Raw genomic sequence first — 18,067 nt, forward strand, 5'->3', positions numbered from 1 at the left:
TTCGGATGTGAATCGCTTTTTCGGCATGGTCTGACTCTCCTTTTCAATAGCATATGAAATTTCAAGTCGGACCAGTTTTTTCAGGTCAGGTCAATGTCAGGGATTGTGTTGGTCAGGCCCAGTTCGTGGGACGCTGGCTGCACAAGGGGGGAACGTCGTCGACGGTGATGGCGATGCTGGGGGTACAAGCATGATTCAAATCAGAGGCATTGTCGCGTACAGCCACGATGGGCGTTCGCGGACGTTGGACATCGAGCCAGGGCGCGTCAATATCATTTCAGGAGACTCGCGAACCGGCAAGTCCGCTATCCTGGGCATCATCGACTACTGTTTCGGCGCGTCCGAGTGCGACGTTCCTGAGGGAAAGGTCCGCCGCAATGTGTCCTGGTTCGGTTTACTCCTTCAAACGGAACGAGGACAGGCGTTCGTCGCCCGACAGGTTCCTGCCGGTGAGGCCAAGTCCAGCGAGTCTGTTTATGTCAAAACTGATGTCGAGGTTGCCATCCCGATGGCGGGAGAGCTTCGCCAAACAACAAACAAGGAAGGGCTGCGGTCGTTGCTGGCTTCCTGGGTCGGGTTGTCAGACTACCTCCATGAGCCTCCGGGTGGGCAGACTCGACTTGCGCTTGCGGCAACCATAAGCCATGCGCTGGCATTTTGTTTGCAGTCACAGAACGAGATAGCGCAGCGACGCCATCTCTTCCATGGTTCGAGCGACAGATTTGTTGCGCAGGCGATAAAAGACACTTTGCCTTACTTTCTGGGCGCTGTGACCGATGACTATGTCGCTACGCAGCAGGAGCTCAAGAAGGTTCGCGCCGAGGTGCGCCAGATCGAACGACGATTGGCTGAAGCATCTGCGATTCGTGGAGAAGGTGTTACCCGCGCGGACACGCTGTTGGCAGAGGCCAAAGCGGCCGGAATTTCCTCGCTGGAAGATAGTGCGCCGTGGCAACAGAAGCTCGAAGCTTTACGGTTGCTTCAGAGTTCGCCTGTTTCAAGTGCACTCGGTGAGGACCTCGACGATACCGAATTTCGCCGGCTGTCCACTGAACGGAATGTGCTTGTTCAGGAGCAGCGTGCATTGACGTCAACGCTGGAGCGCGCCCGCGCCTTTGAGGGTAATTCACGAGGATTTTCTTCCGAGGTCAAGGAGCACGCTGCCCGGCTGAATGCTGTGTCGGTGTTCGAGCACGACGTGGAGGGGCACGCATGCCCGTTGTGTTTGCAAGATTTGCCGAATGAGTCGAGCGCGCCATCAATTGGGGATCTGCGTGCCGCGCAGGAGTACATCGGTGAGCGGAGCGGCGCAATGGATTCTGCAACGCCGCGCATCGAATCGGCCATCCAGGACGTCGAGGCAAAGTTGGTCGATGTCCGACGGCGAATGAATGACAACCGCGAACTGTTGACCGCGGTCAAGCGGTCTAGTCAAAGATTGCAACTGGCGGCAGACACCGACGCGCGGCGTGCAATGGTCCTAGGTCGTATCAGCCTTTATGTGGAAAACATTCCGCAGATGCCAGATCTCACCGTGCAGCAGCAGCGCTTGAATGAACTGAAGGTGCAGGAAAAGCAATTGGATCAGGCGGTCAGCACCGATGTGATTCAGCAAAAACTCGAATCCTGTCTATCGAACGTGAATCGCCATCTTTCCGACTATGCACAGCGAATTGGCTTGGAGTACTCGGATAGTCCGCTCCGGCTTGATCCTCGGGCACTGACCATCATTGCGGACACGCCCGAGCGATTCATTCCGATGTCCGAAATTGGCAGCGGCGAAAATCATGTCGGTTACCACATCGTTGCACATCTGGCACTTCATACCTGGTTTGCGAACAGACAGCGGCCAGTCCCGTCATTTTTATTGCTCGATCAGTTGTCGCAGGCACACTTCTCGCCCGATGCAGTGCCACGTGACGGCGTGACTCAGGAGAAGCTCGATTCTGATCGGAAGGCTGTCAAAGGGTTGTTCTCGCTCATATTCGAAGTTGTTGAAAGCCTTAAGGGGAAATTCCAGGTCATCATCACCGATCATCCTGATTTTACCGATGACATACGTTTTCAAGCTGCGCTGCGCGAGCGCTGGCGGGATGGGGTGAAACTGGTGCCCGAGGATTGGCCCGCAAGTAGCAACGCCGCATGATCGATTCTCGTATAAGCGTGGTGTGCTGTGAAGTGTCTGAGTTGACTAGAGGGTTATGCAGCCCTCGATTACCGCGCATCGACTGGCTAACGAGGGCATTGCGTGGTTCTTCTCGGCTGTGAAACGCCGCGCAGTGTGCATGCGACGACCCTTGTTGGTATCATGACCAACGATTGATCATGGTGTCTTCAGAATTGTCGTCCCGCAAATCACCCCATCTTTCGCGCCAGCAAAAGATGTGCGCTTCTGACGGTAAAAGCGACGGTAAAGCCCAAGTCAATCACCACCAATCCCTTTAACCACGCGGATCTCGGTGGCCTATTGATGACCGAGTGGGAGTGAGTTGCAATTGTTATTAATATTGCATAGTCGCGCATTTGAAGGATTTAAGGCCCTGTTTTTACAGGGCCTTTTTCATATATTCGTCGTTCGCGAGCCGCTGGTTTTTCATCCCTTTGGCCGCCATTTCAATCGGCCGTGTCTATAGGACAGAACAGAACTGTTTGCTATCGGCCCGCGTGGCCGTTGCCCCCGTGTGCGGCAATGAACATGGCGACGGCGGAGCGGCAATAGGATTCGATTTCCTTGTCGTCCTCTGCTCTCGCCTCATCGAAGAGAGCGATTGTCAGGAGGTCGGATCCTTTGATAAGCGCGGCAAACAAGCGGGCGGACCGGAGAGGATCGGGCACGTTCAGAACCGCGTTCGCGTGCAACTGACGCAACAGTGCCTCGATCTGGGCGATGACATAGGCAGGGCCGGCTTCGTAATGGAGCTTGCTTAACGACTTCTGATTTGTCTTGTCGGCCATGATCATGGCTTCGACACTGCGCACGTCCGGGCTCAACAGCGTGCGAAGGAGGGATGATCCCACCGCCATGAGCTGTTCTTCGGCCGAACCGTCGACGTCTTCCATAAGGGCCTGTGGTGCAAACTGATGACAGTGAGCCGCGATGGCTGCGCTGAACAGCGCCTCCTTGTTCTCGAAGTGCCGATAGATACTTAGCTTGGATATTTTCGCCCGTTGGGCGACCTTGTCCATTGTCGTCGCTTGAAAACCCAATTCCACAAAGAGTTCGCTCGCGGCGTCGACTATCGTTTGGCCAAGCGCCTCGTTGGCCGGCCGGCCGCGCCGCCCCTGTTTTTTTTCGGTCACGAAAATTCCAGTACTTGACAGTATTCAAATTGATAAATTATGATACTGTAAATTACCTGAAATTTGCAACCAATGGACAGGTTTCAACCTGTTGCCCAAATCAAGTTTCCCGGGGCCGCCCTGCGATATCCCCTCCATCCACAACACGGAGCCCATCACCATGAATGACGTCATCATCATCGGCGGCAGCTTTGCCGGTCTCGCCGCTGCCTTGCAGCTCGGCCGTGCCCGCCGCAAGGTCACCGTTCTCGATACCGGCCTGCCGCGCAATCGCTTCGCCGGCCACTCGCATGGTCTGCTCGGCCACGATCACAAGCCCCCGCAGGACATCCTGGCCGAGGCACGGCGGCAGCTGGCGCGTTATCCCGCGATCAGGCTGGTCAGTGCCCGGGCCGACAGCGTCTCCGGCGCCATCGACGATTTCTCCGTGTTGACTGGCGATGGCGAAAACCTTGGAGCGCGCCGCCTGATCCTGAGCTATGGCGTCGCTGACCAGATGCCTGATGTTCCGGGCTTTGCCGAAAGCTGGGGCACGTCCATCGTGCCTTGCCCCTATTGCGACGGCTTCGAAGTCGCCGGCCAGCATTGGGGCCTCGTCTGGTCTGGTCCGCAGTCGCACAATCAGGTCAGGCTGTTCCTCGATTGGACCGATAAGTTGACTGTCTTCGCCGATGGTCACGACATTGCGCCCGATATCCGGGCCGATCTGGCACGCCGCAACGTCCCTGTCGTCGATGGCCGGATCGTCGAGATCTCCCATCAAAAGGGCCATATCACCACCGTCAATCTCGATAGCCGCCTTAATATCGCGGTCGACGTCCTGTTCGCCCATCCGCGCACCAAGCCCTCCGCAAGCCTGCATGAATCATTGGGCCTCGCTACGGTGGATACGCCCACTGGAGTCGTTCTCAAAGTCGACGAGCGCCGCCAAACCAGCATGCCCGGCATCTACGCCGCCGGCGATCTCACGACGCCTTTCTTGCCCTCGGTCACCCAGGCATCGTCGCAGGGTGCGATGGCGGGTATCTTCGCCCAGCAATCGATGCTGGTCTGAGGAACAAATTCCTTCTCCGGCTGCCTCGATCCAAGGGGCGCTAATCAAGAAAGTTAGTTAAGAACGAATCAGAGCAAGGAGAGGGCATGGCGGAGCAAAATGCCTATCAGGTTGCCGACTGGAATGGCCAAAGCGGGGAGTACTGGGGCGCCAACCAGGCTCGGCAGGCCACCAAGCCCAACGCCGGCCTGCGCGCCCGCGACGAACTGATGCGCGACTGGCCCGCCATGGCCGGCACGCTCCACAAAAGCCCGCTGTAACCGATAGTGCCGCAGAGGCGGAGGCGCGCGATTCTGGAGCGTGCAGTGAAACCGTGAAGGCCTGTTGAGTGCGTTTCGGGAATTCCCGGCCTGTCCCTGCCGCTGTGCATGTTTTTTGTGCAATCACCGCGAGAATGTTTTGCAGGGGGCCGGCCTGACGGGGATAATAGCCGCCACTCCCATTTTTAGAGCCCCTCATGGAAATTAAGGTCAACTTCCTCGACAAGCTGCGCCTCGAAGCCAAGTTCGACGACTTTACCGTCATTGCCGACCAGCCCATCCGCTACAAGGGCGACGGCTCGGCGCCCGGTCCGTTCGATTACTTCCTGGCTTCGTCGGCCTTGTGCGCGGCTTACTTCGTGAAGTTGTACTGCAACACGCGCAACATTCCGACCGAAAACATCCGCCTGTCGCAGAACAATATCGTCGACCCGGAAAACCGTTACCAGCAGACCTTCAAGATCCAGGTCGAGCTGCCGGCCGACATCTCGGAAGCCGACCGCCGGGGCATCCTGCGTTCCATCGAGCGCTGTACCGTCAAGAAAGTGGTGCAGGAAGGCCCCGAGTTCGTCATCGAAGAAGTCGAGAACCTGGATGCCGATGCGCAGGCCTTGCTGACGGTGAAGCCGGACAGCGAGGCCAATACCTACATCCTGGGCAAGGACCTGCCGCTGGAGCAGACCATCGCCAATATGTCGGGCCTGCTGGCGGAGCTGGGCATCAAGATCGAAATCGCCTCGTGGCGCAATATCATTCCCAACGTATGGTCGCTGCACATCCGCGACGCGCACTCGCCGATGTGCTTCACCAACGGCAAGGGCGCGACCAAGGAGAGCGCGCTGGCCTCGGCGCTGGGCGAGTACATCGAGCGCATCAGCAACAACCATTTCTACGCCGGTTCCTACTGGGGCGAAGACATCGCCAACGCCGGGTTCGTGCATTACCCGAACGAGCGCTGGTTCAAGCCGGGCCGCAAGGATGCGCTGCCGCAGGAGATCCTCGATCCCTATTGCCTGGCAATCTACAACCCCGACGGCGAGCTGCGCGCTTCGCACCTGGTCGACACCAACTCCGGCAATGCCGGGCGCGGCATCTGCTCGCTACCGTACGTGCGGCAGTCGGATGGTGAAACGGTGTATTTCCCATCCAACCTGATTGAAAACCTGTTCGTCAGCAACGGCATGAGCGCCGGCAATACGCTGGCCGAAGCGCAGGTGCAATGCCTGTCCGAAATCTTCGAGCGGGCGGTCAAGCGTGAAATCCTGGAAGGCGAAATCGCCTTGCCCGACGTGCCGCAAGAAGTGCTGGCGAAATACCCCGGCATCGTGGCCGGGATCCAGGGGCTGGAAGAGCAGGGCTTTCCGGTGTTGGTCAAGGATGCCTCGCTGGGCGGGACTTATCCGGTGATGTGCGTGACCCTGATGAACCCGCGCACCGGCGGCGTCTTCGCCTCGTTCGGCGCGCATCCCAGCTTCGAAGTGGCGTTGGAGCGCAGCCTGACGGAATTGCTGCAGGGACGCAGTTTTGAAGGCCTCAACGATTTGCCGCAGCCGACCTTCGAAAGCAACGCGGTGACCGAGCCCAACAACTTCGTCGAGCACTTCATCGATTCCAGCGGCATCGTGTCGTGGCGCTTTTTCAGCGCCAGGTCGGATTTCGAGTTTGTCGAGTGGGACTTTTCCGGCCAGGGCGAGAACTCCAACGCCGACGAAGCGGCGGCCTTGTTCGGCATTCTCGAAGCGATGGGCAAGGAAGCCTATACGGCGGTGTACGACCAACTGGGCGCGACGGCCTGCCGGATCCTGGTGCCGGGATATTCCGAGATTTATCCGATCGAGGATCTGATCTGGGACAACACCAACAAGGCGTTGCTGTTCCGCGCCGACATCCTGAACCTGCATCGCCTGAACGACGCCAGCCTGGCGGCGCTGCTCGATCGCCTGGAAAACAATGAACTGGACGAGTACTCGGACATCGCGACCTTGATCGGCATCGAGTTCGATGAAAACACCGAATGGGGGCAACTGACGGTGCTTGAGCTGAAGCTGCTGATCCGCCTGGCCCTGAAGCAGTACGAGGAGGCGCACGAGCTGGTGGGCGCCTTCCTGCAGTACAACGACAACACGGTCGAGCGCGGATTGTTCTACCAGGCCTTGAACGTGGTGCTGGAAGTGCTGCTCGACGACGAACTGGAACTGGCCGATTACGAAGCCAACTTCCGCCGCATGTTCGGCAATGAACGGATGGATGCGGTCATCGGCTCGGTGGACGGCAGCGTGCGTTTCTACGGACTGACGCCAACCAGCATGAAGCTGGAAGGGCTGGACCGGCACCAGCGCCTGCTCGACAGTTACCGGAAGCTGCATAAGGCGCGAGCCAATGCGGCGGCAGGCGTGAAGAACTGATTGTGCGTTTCCCGGAGACGGGCAAATAAGGCGGGCGGACAAGTCGGGCGGATAAGTCAGGCCGCCCGTTCCACAATCACATAATGCTTGCGCACCGGTTCCACGACTTCAAAGACGCCCTTGAAGCCGCCGGGGATCACCAACGCATCTCCCGGGCCGGCTTCTGCGGCATGGCCTTGTTCATCGATGACGCGGCAACGGCCTTCCAGCACGTAGAAATATTCGTCCTTGTTGGGGGCGAAGGCGATGCGCCAGCTGCCTTTCTCGCAGGCCCAGATGCCGGCGTTGATTTCGCCGCTGGCGTTGGTGAAATGATTCCAGGTCGTGCGTTTCGGATTGCCTTCCAGTCTGCGCTCTTCACGTGGATGATCGTATTCAGGCGAGGGAGCCTGGTGGCGGAATTCGGTGATGGCGGGTATGTTCATGGCATAAGGAGGGGGAAATTGGCCGGGAGTTTAACAGGGGCCAGCTCCGCCGCGCATCTCAAGGCGTTTTCTTGCTTGCCTTGCCGGCCCGGTTCAGTTGCGCGGCGGCACGCACCAGCGCCTGGAATGCATCCCGATTCAGTGTCGCGCCTTCGTGGATGTCGATGGCGCGTCGCGTATTGCCTTCCAGCGAGGCATTGAACAATCCGGCTGGGTCGTCCAATGACGCGCCTTTGGCAAAGGTCAGCTTGATGTAATTCTTGTAACTTTCCCCGGTGCAAATGATGCCCCCGGCTTCCCACACTGGCACGCCGCGCCATTTCCATTGTTCGACGACGTCCGGCACCGCCTGTCTGATCAGGGCGCGCACATGCGCCAGTTGTTCGCCGCGCCAGTCGCCAAGCTCGGCAATACGCTCGTCGATCAGGCTGGAAGGGGACGCTTGTTCGCTTGTTGCAGGCTTGGCCATGGGCTCTCTCATTGATGTGATCGACATGCCGATTCTAGCCGACCGGAAAAGCCAGGGGCGGAACGGCTATAATGTTGCCCTCGGCCGTTGGGGGAATTTCCCCGAAATATCAGGCATTTAAGCAAACATTCTCACCGGCCTGCCAACCCCTTCCCGCAGCGATATCGTGACCTACAGCATCAAAGAAATCTTCTATACCTTGCAAGGCGAGGGCGCCCACGCCGGCCGGCCGGCGGTGTTTTGCCGTTTTTCCGGCTGCAACCTGTGGACAGGGCGCGAAGAGGATCGCAGCAAGGCGATTTGCCGGTTTTGCGATACCGATTTCGTCGGCACCGACGGCGAGAACGGCGGCAAGTTCAAGTCGCCGCAGGAGCTTGCCGCCAAGATCGACAGCCTGTGGCCGTCCACTTATGCGCTTAGCAAGTATGTGGTCTTTACCGGCGGCGAGCCGTTGCTGCAACTGGATGGCCCGCTGATCGACGCCATGCACGCGGTTGGTTTCGAGATCGCCATCGAGACCAACGGCACCATTCCCGTGCCGCCGGGCGTGGACTGGATCTGCGTCAGCCCCAAGATGGGTTCCGAACTGAAGGTCACGCGCGGTAGCGAACTGAAAGTGGTTGTGCCACAGCCCGGCCAGCCGTTGGCCGAGTACGAGAAGCTGGACTTCCAGAACTTCCTGCTGCAGCCCATGGACGGTCCCGACGCCGCCGCCAACACCCGGCTGGCCATCGAGATGGTCAAGAACAACCCGAAGTGGAAACTGAGCATCCAGACGCACAAGCTGCTGAATATTCCCTGACGCTTCCTGACCTGATTACAATCGCTTATCGCTTGCCGGACATGGTTCGGCGGGCTCCCATTGAAAATACAGATTCATGCTGACCATCACCCGCAAACTCGAATTCGACGCCGGCCACCGCATTCCCGACCACAAGAGCCAGTGCCGCAACCTGCACGGCCATCGCTATACGCTGGAAATCACGCTGACCGGCGCGGTGATCGACATCGAAGGCAATTCGGACAACGGCATGATCATGGATTTTTCCGACATCAAGTCGCTGGCCAAGGAGCATCTGGTCGACGTCTGGGACCATGCCTTCCTGGTCTATGAAAAAGACACTCCGGTGCGCGACTTCCTGGCCAGCCTGCCGGGCCACAAGACGGTGGTCATCGACAGCATCCCGACCGTGGAAAACCTGGCGCGCGCCGCCTTCAATATCCTCAAGGCGGCCTACAAGGACCGCTACGGCACAGGCTTGCACCTGCAAAAACTGGTACTGCATGAAACGCCCAACTGCTGGGCCGAAGTCACTGCGGATTGATACCGATGGATGAGGCCATGCAAACCGAAGACGACTTGCGCCATATGCGCGCAGCGCTGGACCAGGCCAATAACGCCTGGGCGCTGGGCGAGGTGCCGGTGGGCGCGGTGGTGGTCAAGGACGGGGTGGTGATCGCCACCGGGTTCAACCAGCCCATCGGCAAGCATGACCCGACCGCGCATGCGGAAATCATGGCGCTGCGCACGGCCGCCGAGAAACTGGGCAATTACCGTTTGCCGGGCTGCGAGCTGTATGTGACGCTGGAGCCTTGCGCGATGTGCTCGGGCGCGATGATGCATGCGCGCCTGGCGCGGGTGGTATACGGCGCGGCCGACCCCAAGACCGGTGCCTGCGGCTCGGTGCTCAACCTGTTCGAACAGGAACAGCTGAATCACCATACCGAATTGCAGGGCGGCGTGATGGCCGAAGAATGCGGCCAGCTGCTGAAGGATTTTTTCGCCATGCGGCGCGACCAGCTGAAGCAGCAGCGGCTGCTGGATACGGCGGCGAATGGGCAAACCGACGACGAAAGCGAACAGCAATGACAGAGGCAGCAACGGCCGCCGGCCGTGAACTACTCGATGGGCTGGTGCCGGCCGGCACCGGCGTGGCGATCGTGGCCCCGTGCGGCCATGCCGGTGATCCGGCAAACGTGGAGCGCGGCGTGGCCCTGCTGGAGTCGCTTGGTTGCCGCGTGCGCAATTTCTACAGCCACGGGGCGCGCTTCCAGCGCTTCGGCGCCACCGACGAGCAGCGCGCCGCGCAACTGATGGAAGCCGCGGCCGATCCGGATATCGATGTGCTGCTGTGCCTGCGCGGCTCCTACGGCATAAGCCGCATCCTGCCGGCGTTGGATATCCCGGCGCTGGCGGCCAGCGGCAAGCTGCTGGTCGGCTACAGCGACGTCACCGCCTTGCAGTTCGCCTTGTTGAAGCAAGCCGGCATGGCCGGTTTCCAGGGGCCGATGCTGGCCGGGGATTTCGGCGCCGAGCAGCCGAACAGGCAGGCGCTGGCGACGTTCTGGAACACCCTGTCTGCGCCGCAGACTGTGGTGCGCAACTACACCGGCCCGGCCGGCGCCGACCGGGCGCCCAACGGCGACCGCCGGACCGACCCGCACAGCCCGGCCGTGCAATGCGAGGGCAAGCTGTGGGGCGGCAACCTGGCGATGGTGGCGCACCTGGTCGGCAGCCCGTGGTTTCCGCAGATCGATGGCGGCATCCTGTTTCTGGAAGATGTCAACGAGCACCCGTTCCGGGTCGAGCGCATGATGCTGCAACTGGAGCACGCCGGCGTGCTGGCGCGGCAAAAGGCGATCGTGCTGGGGGATTTTTCCTGCTACCGGCTGGGCGAGGTCGACAACGGCTACGACTTCGGCGAGATGCTGGCCTTTCTGCGCCGTCGCATCGCCGTGCCGATCGTCACCGGCCTGCCGTTCGGCCATGTGCGCGACCTGGTCACGCTGCCGGTGGGCGCGCATGCGGCGCTGGATGCGAAGGGGGCCGAAGGCTTCACGCTGACGCTGTCGGGCTATCCGACGCTGCGCAGGCGATAATTCCAATAATTCCTACTGCTCCTTGATTTCCACCTTCACCGCATCCTTTTCCACGGTGATCTTGCCCGGTTCGAAACGCTTGCCGTTCATTTGCAGTTGCTCGGGAGTGAAGGTATAGACCGCATAGTCGCGCAGCAGCTTGTCGGCGGCGGCATTGCCCAGCGCGCTCAATTGCTGGCTGTATTGCGGCGGCAGGTCTTGCGAATCGACGTTTTCCACCCTGGGCGCATCCAGCCGCAGCGAGCGCGTGGCGGGATCGTACTTGAAGCCGCTGCTCATGGTCAGCACGGCATTGACCGGCCGGGCCAGCAGCAACGAGTTGGCGATTTGCGCATCGACCACGGTGCTCAGGCGGTTCTTGTCCGGCTCCATCCCCAGGCGCGGGTTGCTCAGGGTAACCTCGAAAATTTCCATATAGCGCAGCTTGCGCGGAAACTGCGGCGCGATCGCCGCCTCCAATTCTTTTTTCGACACGCTGTATTCGCCGGTCCAGAGGTTGTAGGCGGCATGGCTGGCCGCGGCAAGTCCCATCCCGATGAGGGCAACAGCGGCGAGGGCGGCGAGAGTGGTGCGGCGGGGCATCTTTTTTGCTTGCGTCATATCGTCTTCATGTCAATGCTGCGAAGCAGCTTGGAGTGAGAGCGTGTTATGAACTATTACAGCTCCCGCGCAGCCCCGGCAACGGGCCGGATGCAAGGCGCGACGACGCGCCGTGGTGGCGCCACGGCACAGCAGGCGGCCCGTTGCCGGGGCTGCCCGAAGGGTTCAAATGAGAAGGGCACAGTGCGGCGTTGCGGCGCTTGCACAGGGCACCACCCTGTGCGGCGCACCGCGCCTTGCACTGCACCCTTCTCATTTGAACGCGGGGGCTGTAATAGTTCATAACATGCTCTGGGCTGGCTAAAATCCCGGCCATTGTAGCTTTCGGCGGGCAGGCGGGCTGCGCCTGAGGCTTGCTGCCGGGAAAGGGCAGCGGAATCGGGCGGCGCCAGTTGCCCCGCAGGCGGGCTGCAACGCAAGCCGGCACTGGCCCGCAGTGGTAAAATTGCCGTTTTCGCCCGTTTTGGCGCGCCTGGCGGCAATGCCCGCTTTTTTGCCGCGCGCACGTTTCATTTTAGAAAAGGTTTTTCGCAGTGCTATCCACCGCTAACATCACCATGCAGTTCGGCGCCAAGCCGTTGTTCGAGAACATCTCCGTCAAGTTCGGCGACGGCAACCGTTACGGCCTGATCGGCGCCAACGGTTGCGGCAAGTCGACCTTCATGAAGATCCTGGGCGGCGACCTCGAGCCGTCGGCCGGCAACGTCAGCCTGGACACCAACGAGCGCCTGGGCAAGCTGCGCCAGGACCAGTTCGCCTATGAGGAAATGCGCGTGCTGGATGTGGTGATGATGGGCCACGTCGAGATGTGGGCGGCGATGACCGAGCGCGACGCCATCTACGCCAATCCGGATGCCACCGACGACGACTACATGAAGGCCGCCGACCTGGAAGCCAAGTTCGCCGAGTACGACGGCTACACCGCCGAAGCGCGCGCCGGCGAACTGCTGCTGGGCGTGGGCGTGCCGATCGAACAGCACCAGGGGCCGATGAGCAATGTCGCGCCCGGCTGGAAGCTGCGCGTGCTGCTGGCGCAGGCGCTGTTCTCCAACCCGGACATCCTGCTGCTGGATGAACCGACCAACAACCTGGACATCAACACCATCCGCTGGCTGGAAGACGTGCTCAACGAGCGCAACTCCACCATGATCATCATTTCCCACGATCGCCACTTCCTCAACCAGGTCTGCACCCACATGGCCGACATGGACTACGGCACGCTGAAGATCTATCCGGGCAACTACGACGAATACATGCTGGCCTCGTCGCAGGCGCGCGCGCAGCAACTGGCGGTCAATGCCAAGGCCAAGGAAAAGGTCGCCGAGCTGCAGGACTTCGTGCGCCGCTTCTCGGCCAACAAGTCCAAGGCGCGCCAGGCCACATCGCGCGCCAAGCAGATCGAGAAGATCAAGGTCGAGGATGTCAAGCCGTCGTCGCGCGTGAACCCCTTCATCCGCTTCGAAGGCGAGAAGAAGCTGCACCGCCTGGCGGTGGAAACCCAGGGCATCGCCAAGACCTACGACCGCGACATCTTCAAGAACTTCAGCATCATGGTCGAAGCCGGCGAAAAGATCGCCATCATCGGCGCCAACGGCGCCGGCAAGACCACGCTGCTGCGCACCATCGGCGGCGACGCGGCCGGCGGCGTCCATCCGGACCAGGGCCTGGTGAAGTGGGCCGAGAACGCCAACGTCGGCTACATGCCGCAAGACCCGACCGAAGAGTTCGCCAAGGGCGAGACCCTGACCGACTGGATGGGCATGTGGACCCAGGAAGGCGACGACGACCAGGCCGTGCGCGGCATCCTGGGCCGCCTGCTGTTCTCGGGCGACGACGTCAAGAAATCGGTCAAGGTGCTGTCCGGCGGCGAGAAGGGCCGCATGATGTACGGCAAGCTGATGCTGGGCCGCCACAATGTGCTGCTGATGGACGAGCCGACCAACCACATGGACATGGAGTCGATCGAGTCGCTCAACATCGCGCTGGAAAAGTACGCCGGCACGCTGATCTTCGTCTCGCACGACCGTGAATTCGTGTCCTCGCTGGCCACCCGCATCCTGGAGGTGAAGGATGGCCAGGTGATCGACTTCCAGGGCAATTACGAAGACTACCTGGCCAGCCAGGGCATCCAATAACCCGCAGAGACAACCTACTGCCATGCAAGCAACAGCAACCAAGGTCGTCGAATTCGAGCGGCCGCAAATGGAGACCGGCGGGAGTTGTACCGCCAACGCCTGGGCCAAGGTGCCGCCGACGCCCAGCGCGGAGGAGCGCGCCAGCCTCAAGGCGCGCATCAGGCAACTGCTCAAGCAAAAGCAGGCGGTGCTGGTGGCGCACTATTACGTCGACGCCGACCTGCAAGACCTGGCCGAGGAAACCGGCGGCTGCGTGTCCGACTCGCTGGAGATGGCGCGCTTCGGGCGCGACCATCCGGCCCAGACCCTGGTCGTGGCCGGGGTGCGCTTCATGGGCGAGACCGCCAAGATCCTGAGCCCGGAAAAACGCATCCTGATGCCGGACCTGGATGCCACCTGTTCGCTCGACCTGGGTTGCGCCCCGGACGAATTCGCCGCCTTCTGCGACTTGCATCCGGACCGCACCGTGGTGGTCTACGCCAACACCAGCGCCGCCGTCAAGGCGCGCGCCGACTGGATGGTGACCTCCTCGATCGGGTTGGAGATCGTGCAGGAGCTGCACGCGCAGGGCAAGAAGATCCTGTGGGCGCCCGACAAGCACCTGGGCAGCTACATCCAGCAGCAGACCGGCGCCGACATGCTGCTGTGGCAGGGTTCCTGCCTGGTGCACGACGAATTCAAGGGCGTCGAGCTGGAACTGATGCGCGCCGAGCATCCCGAGGCGCTGGTGCTGGTGCACCCGGAGTCGCCCGCGGCGGTGGTGGCGCAGGCCGATGTGATCGGCTCGACCTCGCAGCTGATCGCCGCCGTGCAGGCCTCCGATGCGCCATCGTTCATCGTGGCCACCGATAACGGCATCCTGCACAAGATGCGCCAGGCCGCGCCCGGCAAGCTGTTCATCGACGCGCCCACGGCCGGCAACAGCGCCACCTGCAAGAGCTGCGCGCATTGCCCGTGGATGGCGATGAACGGCTTGCAGAATCTGTTGCACGTACTGGAAACCGGCGCCAACGAGATTCACGTCGATCCCGCCGTCGGCAAGCAAGCCGTGGTGTGCATCGACCGCATGCTGGATTTCGCCGCCAGAAAGAAAGCCAATGTCCGCCCCTCGGCGCGGCTTGAAGACGAACAGACCCTGTTTGCAGGAATCGGCCCAGCATGACACTCCACGCCATCAAAACCAGCCCCAGCAGCATCAGCGCCACCAGCAGCCTGCGCAATCCCTTCGCCCCGTTCGATGCCGCGCTGCACGCCGCGTTCGACGCCAACGTTAACCAGGCCATCGCCGAGGACGTGGGGGATGGCGATTACACCGGCCTGTTGGTGCCGGAGAACGAATTCGTCAAGGCGCGCGTGATCGTGCGCGAAGCCGCCGTGCTGTGCGGGGCGCCCTGGTTCGAAGCCGTCATGACCCGTCTCGACCCGCGCCTGCAGATCGGCTGGCGCTATGCCGAAGGCGACCTGATGCAACCCGACACCGAGGTCTGCACCATCGAAGGCCCGGCGCGCGCCTTGCTGACCGCCGAGCGCGGCGCCCTGAATTTCCTGCAATTGCTGTCCGGCGTGGCCACCGCCACCCGGCGCTACGTCGACGTGGTGGCCGGCACCGGAGCGAGCATCCTCGATACCCGCAAGACCTTGCCCGGCCTACGCCTGGCGCAGAAGTACGCGGTCCGCGTGGGCGGCGGCGCCAACCAGCGCCTGGCGCTGTACGACGGCATCCTGATCAAGGAAAACCACATCGCCGCGGCCGGCGGCATCACCGCCGCGATGAACGCCGCGCAGAAACTGGGGGCGGGGGTGGGCATCCAGGTCGAGGTGGAAGACCTCGCGGAACTGAAGGAGGCGCTGGCCGCCGGCGCCGTCTCCATCCTGCTCGACAACTTCTCGCTGGAGATGATGCGCGAAGCGGTCGCCTGCAATGCCGGTCGCGCCGTGCTGGAGGCGTCCGGCGGCATCAACATGGAAACCGTGCGCGCGATTGCCGAAACCGGGGTGGACCGCATTTCCATCGGCAGCCTGACCAAGGACATCCGCGCGGCGGATTTTTCCTTGCGCGTGATTGCTTGATCATCTGCTATCCCATCCCTGAAAACGCAGCATCAATAGCAGAAATTCCGTTCCGTTCAATTAAGAAAATCGTCATCCCGGCGAAGGCCGGGATCCAGTGCCTTTCGTTGTGCTTCAATGGCCGGTCAACGACCCTGGGCCCTGACTTTCGTCAAGGCGACGGAGGATGGATTTCGACTTAACTGAACGGCATTCGACGCAATAGCGGCTTTTTATTGCCGGTCTCTTGAGCGCCTGCTTGCCAGTGCGACGCCATGCGCCGTCCTGATAGAATGGCCGGCATTATCGCGGCCAAGATCGCGCAGGCATCGCCACCTTCATTTCCGGGGACTCCATTGTGAAACCAGACAATCTTGTTGCGCCATTGGCGTGGGCTGTCGTGTATTTCCTGTTCGGCTTCGCGTCGCATGAGCTCAACGGGGCATTCATCGCCAGCGGCTATATCTGGCTGCCGGCCGGCATCACCGTCGGCGCGCTGCTGCTCACGCCGACCGCGCGTTGGTTCCCGTTGCTGGTGCTGCTAGTGGCGGCCCAGGTGTTGCTGGGCTGGATCGAGCAGCGCGAACTGTGGCGCATGATGCTGTTTTCGCTGGACGAGATCGGCGTGGCCGCCATCGTCGTATGGCTGGTACGGCGCGCGCCCTTCCCGATGGAAGGGTTGTTCTTCGTGCGCGGCCTGCTGATCATCGGCGTGGGCGTGAGCGTGGTCAGCGGTATTTTCGGCGCCGCCTGGTTCCAGTTCACACAAGGCTTGTCGTTCTGGCAGACGCTGCGCATCTGGGCGCTGTCCGACCTGGTCGGCATCCTGATCATGACGCCGGTGCTGGCCGGCTGGTCGCAGTTTCGCGCGACCCGCTCGGGGGGCATCGCACGCACCGAGTTCCTGCTGGGCCTGGCCTCCTTCGTCGCCATGGTCGCATCGGCGTACCTGGCCTTCGACAGCCACATCGACCGCCTGGTATTCGACGTCGAATTCTCCACAACTTACGTTCCCCTGTTTTTCATCGCGCTGGTGACCCTGCTGTGGGGCGGGCGCGGCGGCGCACTGTCGGTGGTGGTGCTGTCGCTGATGGCCTTCGTCTACAACTCGCTGGGGCGCGGCCCCTTCGTCGAGCTGGTGCGGCTGCATTCCAGCAATGCCTTGCTGGAGCTGCAGGTCTACCTGGCGGTGGCCTCGCTGCTATCGCTGCTGATCAGCACGCTCAAGACTACCCGCGAGCAATTGCATGACGATGTCGCGCGCTGGAAAAACGAGGTCGAGCTGTCGCTGTCGGCCAGCCGCCAGTTGGCTTATACGCTCGATCCGCAGCAGCTTGTCTTCACCTGGAGCGGCGATGTCGAGGCGCTGCTGGGCTTGCCGGCGACGCAGTTGCACACGCTGGATCAGGTGCTGCGGCGGGTGTCGCCGCTGGACCAGGCGCGTCTGCGCCAGCGTTGGCTGGACGGGAGCGATGGCGAGGCGCGCGCCGACATGCAGTTCCGCCTGCAGGATGGCAGTGCGCTGGTGCTCGACAGCAGCCGTAGCCTGCTGGACGCCGAAGACCGCCTGGCGCTGGTGGCCGGCGTCTGGCGTTTCTCCGACCAGGCGCTGCAGGCACAGGATACGGCGCCAAGCCGGGGCGCGTAGTGGGTGGCCGTGTCGGCGCCTTGCTCATCCATGGGTTGGGCGGCACCCAGTACGATCTGGGCTCGATGCACAAGATCCTGCAGAAGGCCGGGGTGGAAACGCACGCCATCACCCTGGCCGGCCACGGCACCACGCCGGAGGATCTGGTGCGGGTGCGTGCCGAGCAATGGGTCGATGCCGTTGAGGCCCAATACCGCGAACTGCAGCCGCAGTACGACCAATTGCATATCATGGGCATGTGCATGGGGGCGCTGGTGGGGTTGGCGCTGGCCGAGCGCGTGCAGCACGGCGCGGCCCAGGGCAAGCTGGTGGCGCTGGCGCCGCCGATCCATATCGACGGCTGGTCCACGCCCTGGTACGCCATGCTGCGTCCGCTGTTCTACCTGATTCCCGGCGTGGCCGCGCGCATGAAGGTGGAGGAGGGCGAACCCTACGGCATCAAGAACACGCTGGTGCGCGCCGTGGTGAAAGCCAAGTTCGAGCGCGGCGACAATTTCCATTACCGCTGGGTGCCGTTGAGCTGCGTGCGGCAGGTCGACCGCCTGCGCGCCTGGGTCATGCGCGACGCCAGGAACATCAAGGCGCCCACGCTGGTGGTGCATGCGCGCGAGGATGAGCTGACCAGCCTGCGGTCGGCAGATTTCCTCAAGGAGCAGATCGCGCAGGCGCGCGTGGTGGTGCTGGAAAACAGTTACCACATGATCTGCGTGGACAATGACCGCGACCAGGTCGCCAGCAGCATCCTGGCGTTTTTCGGCTTGCCGCCGCAGGAATTCCGCCCGCGCAGGCGGGAACGGGGCGGCGAAGCGCCGCCGCAGGGCTGAGTCCCGATCATTTCATGC

The 18,067-nt window shown here is 61.7% G+C and carries 17 protein-coding genes and 1 pseudogene; 14 read left to right on the forward strand and 4 right to left on the reverse strand.

Annotated elements, in window-relative coordinates; translation table 11 throughout:
• The first annotated feature begins 53 nt into the window (after nucleotides 1–53).
• Together FB597_RS20610 and FB597_RS17535 are read left to right on the forward strand one after the other, a co-directional pair.
• Nucleotides 54–194 carry a three component ABC system middle component gene (locus FB597_RS20610; RefSeq protein ID WP_370454724.1) on the forward strand — a complete coding sequence of 47 codons (141 nt, stop codon included), beginning with the start codon at nucleotides 54–56 and terminating at the stop codon, nucleotides 192–194.
• Nucleotides 191–2,146, forward strand: coding sequence for a DUF3732 domain-containing protein (locus tag FB597_RS17535; RefSeq protein WP_144770243.1), 1,956 nt, complete (start codon nucleotides 191–193; stop codon nucleotides 2,144–2,146). The genes FB597_RS20610 and FB597_RS17535 overlap by 4 nt, the downstream gene beginning before the upstream one ends.
• A gap of 506 nt (nucleotides 2,147–2,652) precedes the next feature.
• Here the strand turns inward: FB597_RS17535 and FB597_RS17540 are convergent.
• Entirely contained in the window at nucleotides 2,653–3,300 is a 648-nt protein-coding gene (locus FB597_RS17540; protein WP_144770244.1) for a TetR/AcrR family transcriptional regulator, read from the reverse strand.
• 160 nt (nucleotides 3,301–3,460) lie between these two features.
• On the opposite strand from FB597_RS17540, the gene FB597_RS17545 reads away from it, so the two are divergent.
• The 3 genes and pseudogenes from FB597_RS17545 (at nucleotide 3,461) to FB597_RS17555 (ending at nucleotide 7,019) form a co-directional block, all read left to right on the forward strand.
• The gene (locus tag FB597_RS17545; RefSeq protein ID WP_144770245.1) at nucleotides 3,461–4,354 is read left to right on the forward strand and encodes an NAD(P)/FAD-dependent oxidoreductase; all 894 of its coding nucleotides are present in this window, start codon (nucleotides 3,461–3,463) and stop codon (nucleotides 4,352–4,354) included.
• A 155-nt stretch (nucleotides 4,355–4,509) separates the two neighbouring features.
• Nucleotides 4,510–4,614 (forward strand): annotated as a pseudogene (locus FB597_RS17550) (class D beta-lactamase); the annotation flags it as partial.
• Between the two features lie 197 nt (nucleotides 4,615–4,811).
• Nucleotides 4,812–7,019 carry an OsmC domain/YcaO domain-containing protein gene (locus tag FB597_RS17555; protein ID WP_144770246.1) on the forward strand — a complete coding sequence of 736 codons (2,208 nt, stop codon included), beginning with the start codon at nucleotides 4,812–4,814 and terminating at the stop codon, nucleotides 7,017–7,019.
• A 56-nt stretch (nucleotides 7,020–7,075) separates the two neighbouring features.
• Here FB597_RS17555 and FB597_RS17560 read toward each other — a convergent pair whose 3' ends face one another.
• Together FB597_RS17560 and FB597_RS17565 are read right to left on the reverse strand one after the other, a co-directional pair.
• Nucleotides 7,076–7,444: a cupin domain-containing protein gene (locus FB597_RS17560; protein ID WP_186442813.1), complete on the reverse strand. Its 369-nt coding sequence runs from the start codon at nucleotides 7,442–7,444 to the stop codon at nucleotides 7,076–7,078.
• Nucleotides 7,445–7,502: 58 nt separating this feature from the next.
• On the reverse strand, nucleotides 7,503–7,913 hold the full coding sequence (locus tag FB597_RS17565) for a DUF1801 domain-containing protein (protein WP_222428657.1): 411 nt from the start codon (nucleotides 7,911–7,913) through the stop codon (nucleotides 7,503–7,505).
• Between the two features lie 166 nt (nucleotides 7,914–8,079).
• Here FB597_RS17565 and queE point away from each other — a divergent pair, with 166 nt between their 5' ends.
• From queE to ldcA, 4 genes are all read left to right on the forward strand, one after another.
• Nucleotides 8,080–8,715, forward strand: a complete 636-nt coding sequence (gene queE / locus FB597_RS17570; RefSeq protein WP_144770248.1) for a 7-carboxy-7-deazaguanine synthase — start codon at nucleotides 8,080–8,082, stop codon at nucleotides 8,713–8,715.
• A 76-nt stretch (nucleotides 8,716–8,791) separates the two neighbouring features.
• The gene (gene queD, locus FB597_RS17575; RefSeq protein ID WP_050466852.1) at nucleotides 8,792–9,238 is read left to right on the forward strand and encodes a 6-carboxytetrahydropterin synthase QueD; all 447 of its coding nucleotides are present in this window, start codon (nucleotides 8,792–8,794) and stop codon (nucleotides 9,236–9,238) included.
• A 17-nt stretch (nucleotides 9,239–9,255) separates the two neighbouring features.
• On the forward strand, nucleotides 9,256–9,783 hold the full coding sequence (tadA, locus tag FB597_RS17580; protein WP_370454725.1) for a tRNA adenosine(34) deaminase TadA: 528 nt from the start codon (nucleotides 9,256–9,258) through the stop codon (nucleotides 9,781–9,783).
• A complete protein-coding gene (gene ldcA / locus FB597_RS17585) occupies nucleotides 9,780–10,793 on the forward strand; it encodes a muramoyltetrapeptide carboxypeptidase (protein ID WP_144770250.1) in 1,014 nt (337 codons plus the stop codon). Before tadA ends, ldcA begins: the two co-directional genes overlap by 4 nt.
• Nucleotides 10,794–10,805: 12 nt before the next feature.
• On the opposite strand, the gene FB597_RS17590 is transcribed toward ldcA, so the two are convergent.
• Nucleotides 10,806–11,393 (reverse strand): DUF1439 domain-containing protein, encoded by a 588-nt coding sequence (locus tag FB597_RS17590; RefSeq protein WP_370454726.1) that lies wholly within the window; start codon nucleotides 11,391–11,393, stop codon nucleotides 10,806–10,808.
• Nucleotides 11,394–11,926: 533 nt separating this feature from the next.
• Here FB597_RS17590 and FB597_RS17595 point away from each other — a divergent pair.
• From FB597_RS17595 to FB597_RS17615, 5 genes are all read left to right on the forward strand, one after another.
• Complete coding sequence (locus tag FB597_RS17595; protein ID WP_144770251.1) at nucleotides 11,927–13,528, forward strand: ABC-F family ATPase; 1,602 nt, start codon at nucleotides 11,927–11,929, stop codon at nucleotides 13,526–13,528.
• Nucleotides 13,529–13,550: 22 nt separating this feature from the next.
• Nucleotides 13,551–14,690: a quinolinate synthase NadA gene (nadA, locus tag FB597_RS17600; protein WP_144770252.1), complete on the forward strand. Its 1,140-nt coding sequence runs from the start codon at nucleotides 13,551–13,553 to the stop codon at nucleotides 14,688–14,690.
• The gene (gene nadC, locus FB597_RS17605) at nucleotides 14,687–15,598 is read left to right on the forward strand and encodes a carboxylating nicotinate-nucleotide diphosphorylase (RefSeq protein WP_144770253.1); all 912 of its coding nucleotides are present in this window, start codon (nucleotides 14,687–14,689) and stop codon (nucleotides 15,596–15,598) included. The genes nadA and nadC overlap by 4 nt, the downstream gene beginning before the upstream one ends.
• A 337-nt stretch (nucleotides 15,599–15,935) precedes the next feature.
• On the forward strand, nucleotides 15,936–17,225 hold the full coding sequence (locus FB597_RS17610) for an MASE1 domain-containing protein (protein ID WP_144770254.1): 1,290 nt from the start codon (nucleotides 15,936–15,938) through the stop codon (nucleotides 17,223–17,225).
• Nucleotides 17,225–18,049 (forward strand): carboxylesterase, encoded by an 825-nt coding sequence (locus tag FB597_RS17615; protein ID WP_144770255.1) that lies wholly within the window; start codon nucleotides 17,225–17,227, stop codon nucleotides 18,047–18,049. Before FB597_RS17610 ends, FB597_RS17615 begins: the two co-directional genes overlap by 1 nt.
• Nucleotides 18,050–18,067: the final 18 nt, after the last annotated feature.

The organism is Herbaspirillum sp. SJZ099 (genome assembly GCF_007828355.1).
GTDB lineage: Bacteria > Pseudomonadota > Gammaproteobacteria > Burkholderiales > Burkholderiaceae_D > Herbaspirillum.

Excerpts from the sequence above, each read along its gene's own strand:
- FB597_RS17555 (WP_144770246.1), top strand. The coding sequence starts at position 4,812 with ATGGAAATTAAGGTCAACTTCCTCGACAAGCTGCGCCTCGAAGCCAAG.
- nadA (WP_144770252.1), top strand. The coding sequence starts at position 13,551 with ATGCAAGCAACAGCAACCAAGGTCGTCGAATTCGAGCGGCCGCAAATG.
- tadA (WP_370454725.1), top strand. The coding sequence starts at position 9,256 with ATGCAAACCGAAGACGACTTGCGCCATATGCGCGCAGCGCTGGACCAG.
- nadC (WP_144770253.1), top strand. The coding sequence starts at position 14,687 with ATGACACTCCACGCCATCAAAACCAGCCCCAGCAGCATCAGCGCCACC.
- FB597_RS17535 (WP_144770243.1), top strand. The coding sequence starts at position 191 with ATGATTCAAATCAGAGGCATTGTCGCGTACAGCCACGATGGGCGTTCG.
- FB597_RS17545 (WP_144770245.1), top strand. The coding sequence starts at position 3,461 with ATGAATGACGTCATCATCATCGGCGGCAGCTTTGCCGGTCTCGCCGCT.
- FB597_RS17565 (WP_222428657.1), bottom strand. The coding sequence starts at position 7,913 with ATGGCCAAGCCTGCAACAAGCGAACAAGCGTCCCCTTCCAGCCTGATC.
- ldcA (WP_144770250.1), top strand. The coding sequence starts at position 9,780 with ATGACAGAGGCAGCAACGGCCGCCGGCCGTGAACTACTCGATGGGCTG.
- FB597_RS17590 (WP_370454726.1), bottom strand. The coding sequence starts at position 11,393 with ATGACGCAAGCAAAAAAGATGCCCCGCCGCACCACTCTCGCCGCCCTC.
- FB597_RS17560 (WP_186442813.1), bottom strand. The coding sequence starts at position 7,444 with ATGAACATACCCGCCATCACCGAATTCCGCCACCAGGCTCCCTCGCCT.
- queD (WP_050466852.1), top strand. The coding sequence starts at position 8,792 with ATGCTGACCATCACCCGCAAACTCGAATTCGACGCCGGCCACCGCATT.
- FB597_RS20610 (WP_370454724.1), top strand. The coding sequence starts at position 54 with ATGAAATTTCAAGTCGGACCAGTTTTTTCAGGTCAGGTCAATGTCAGG.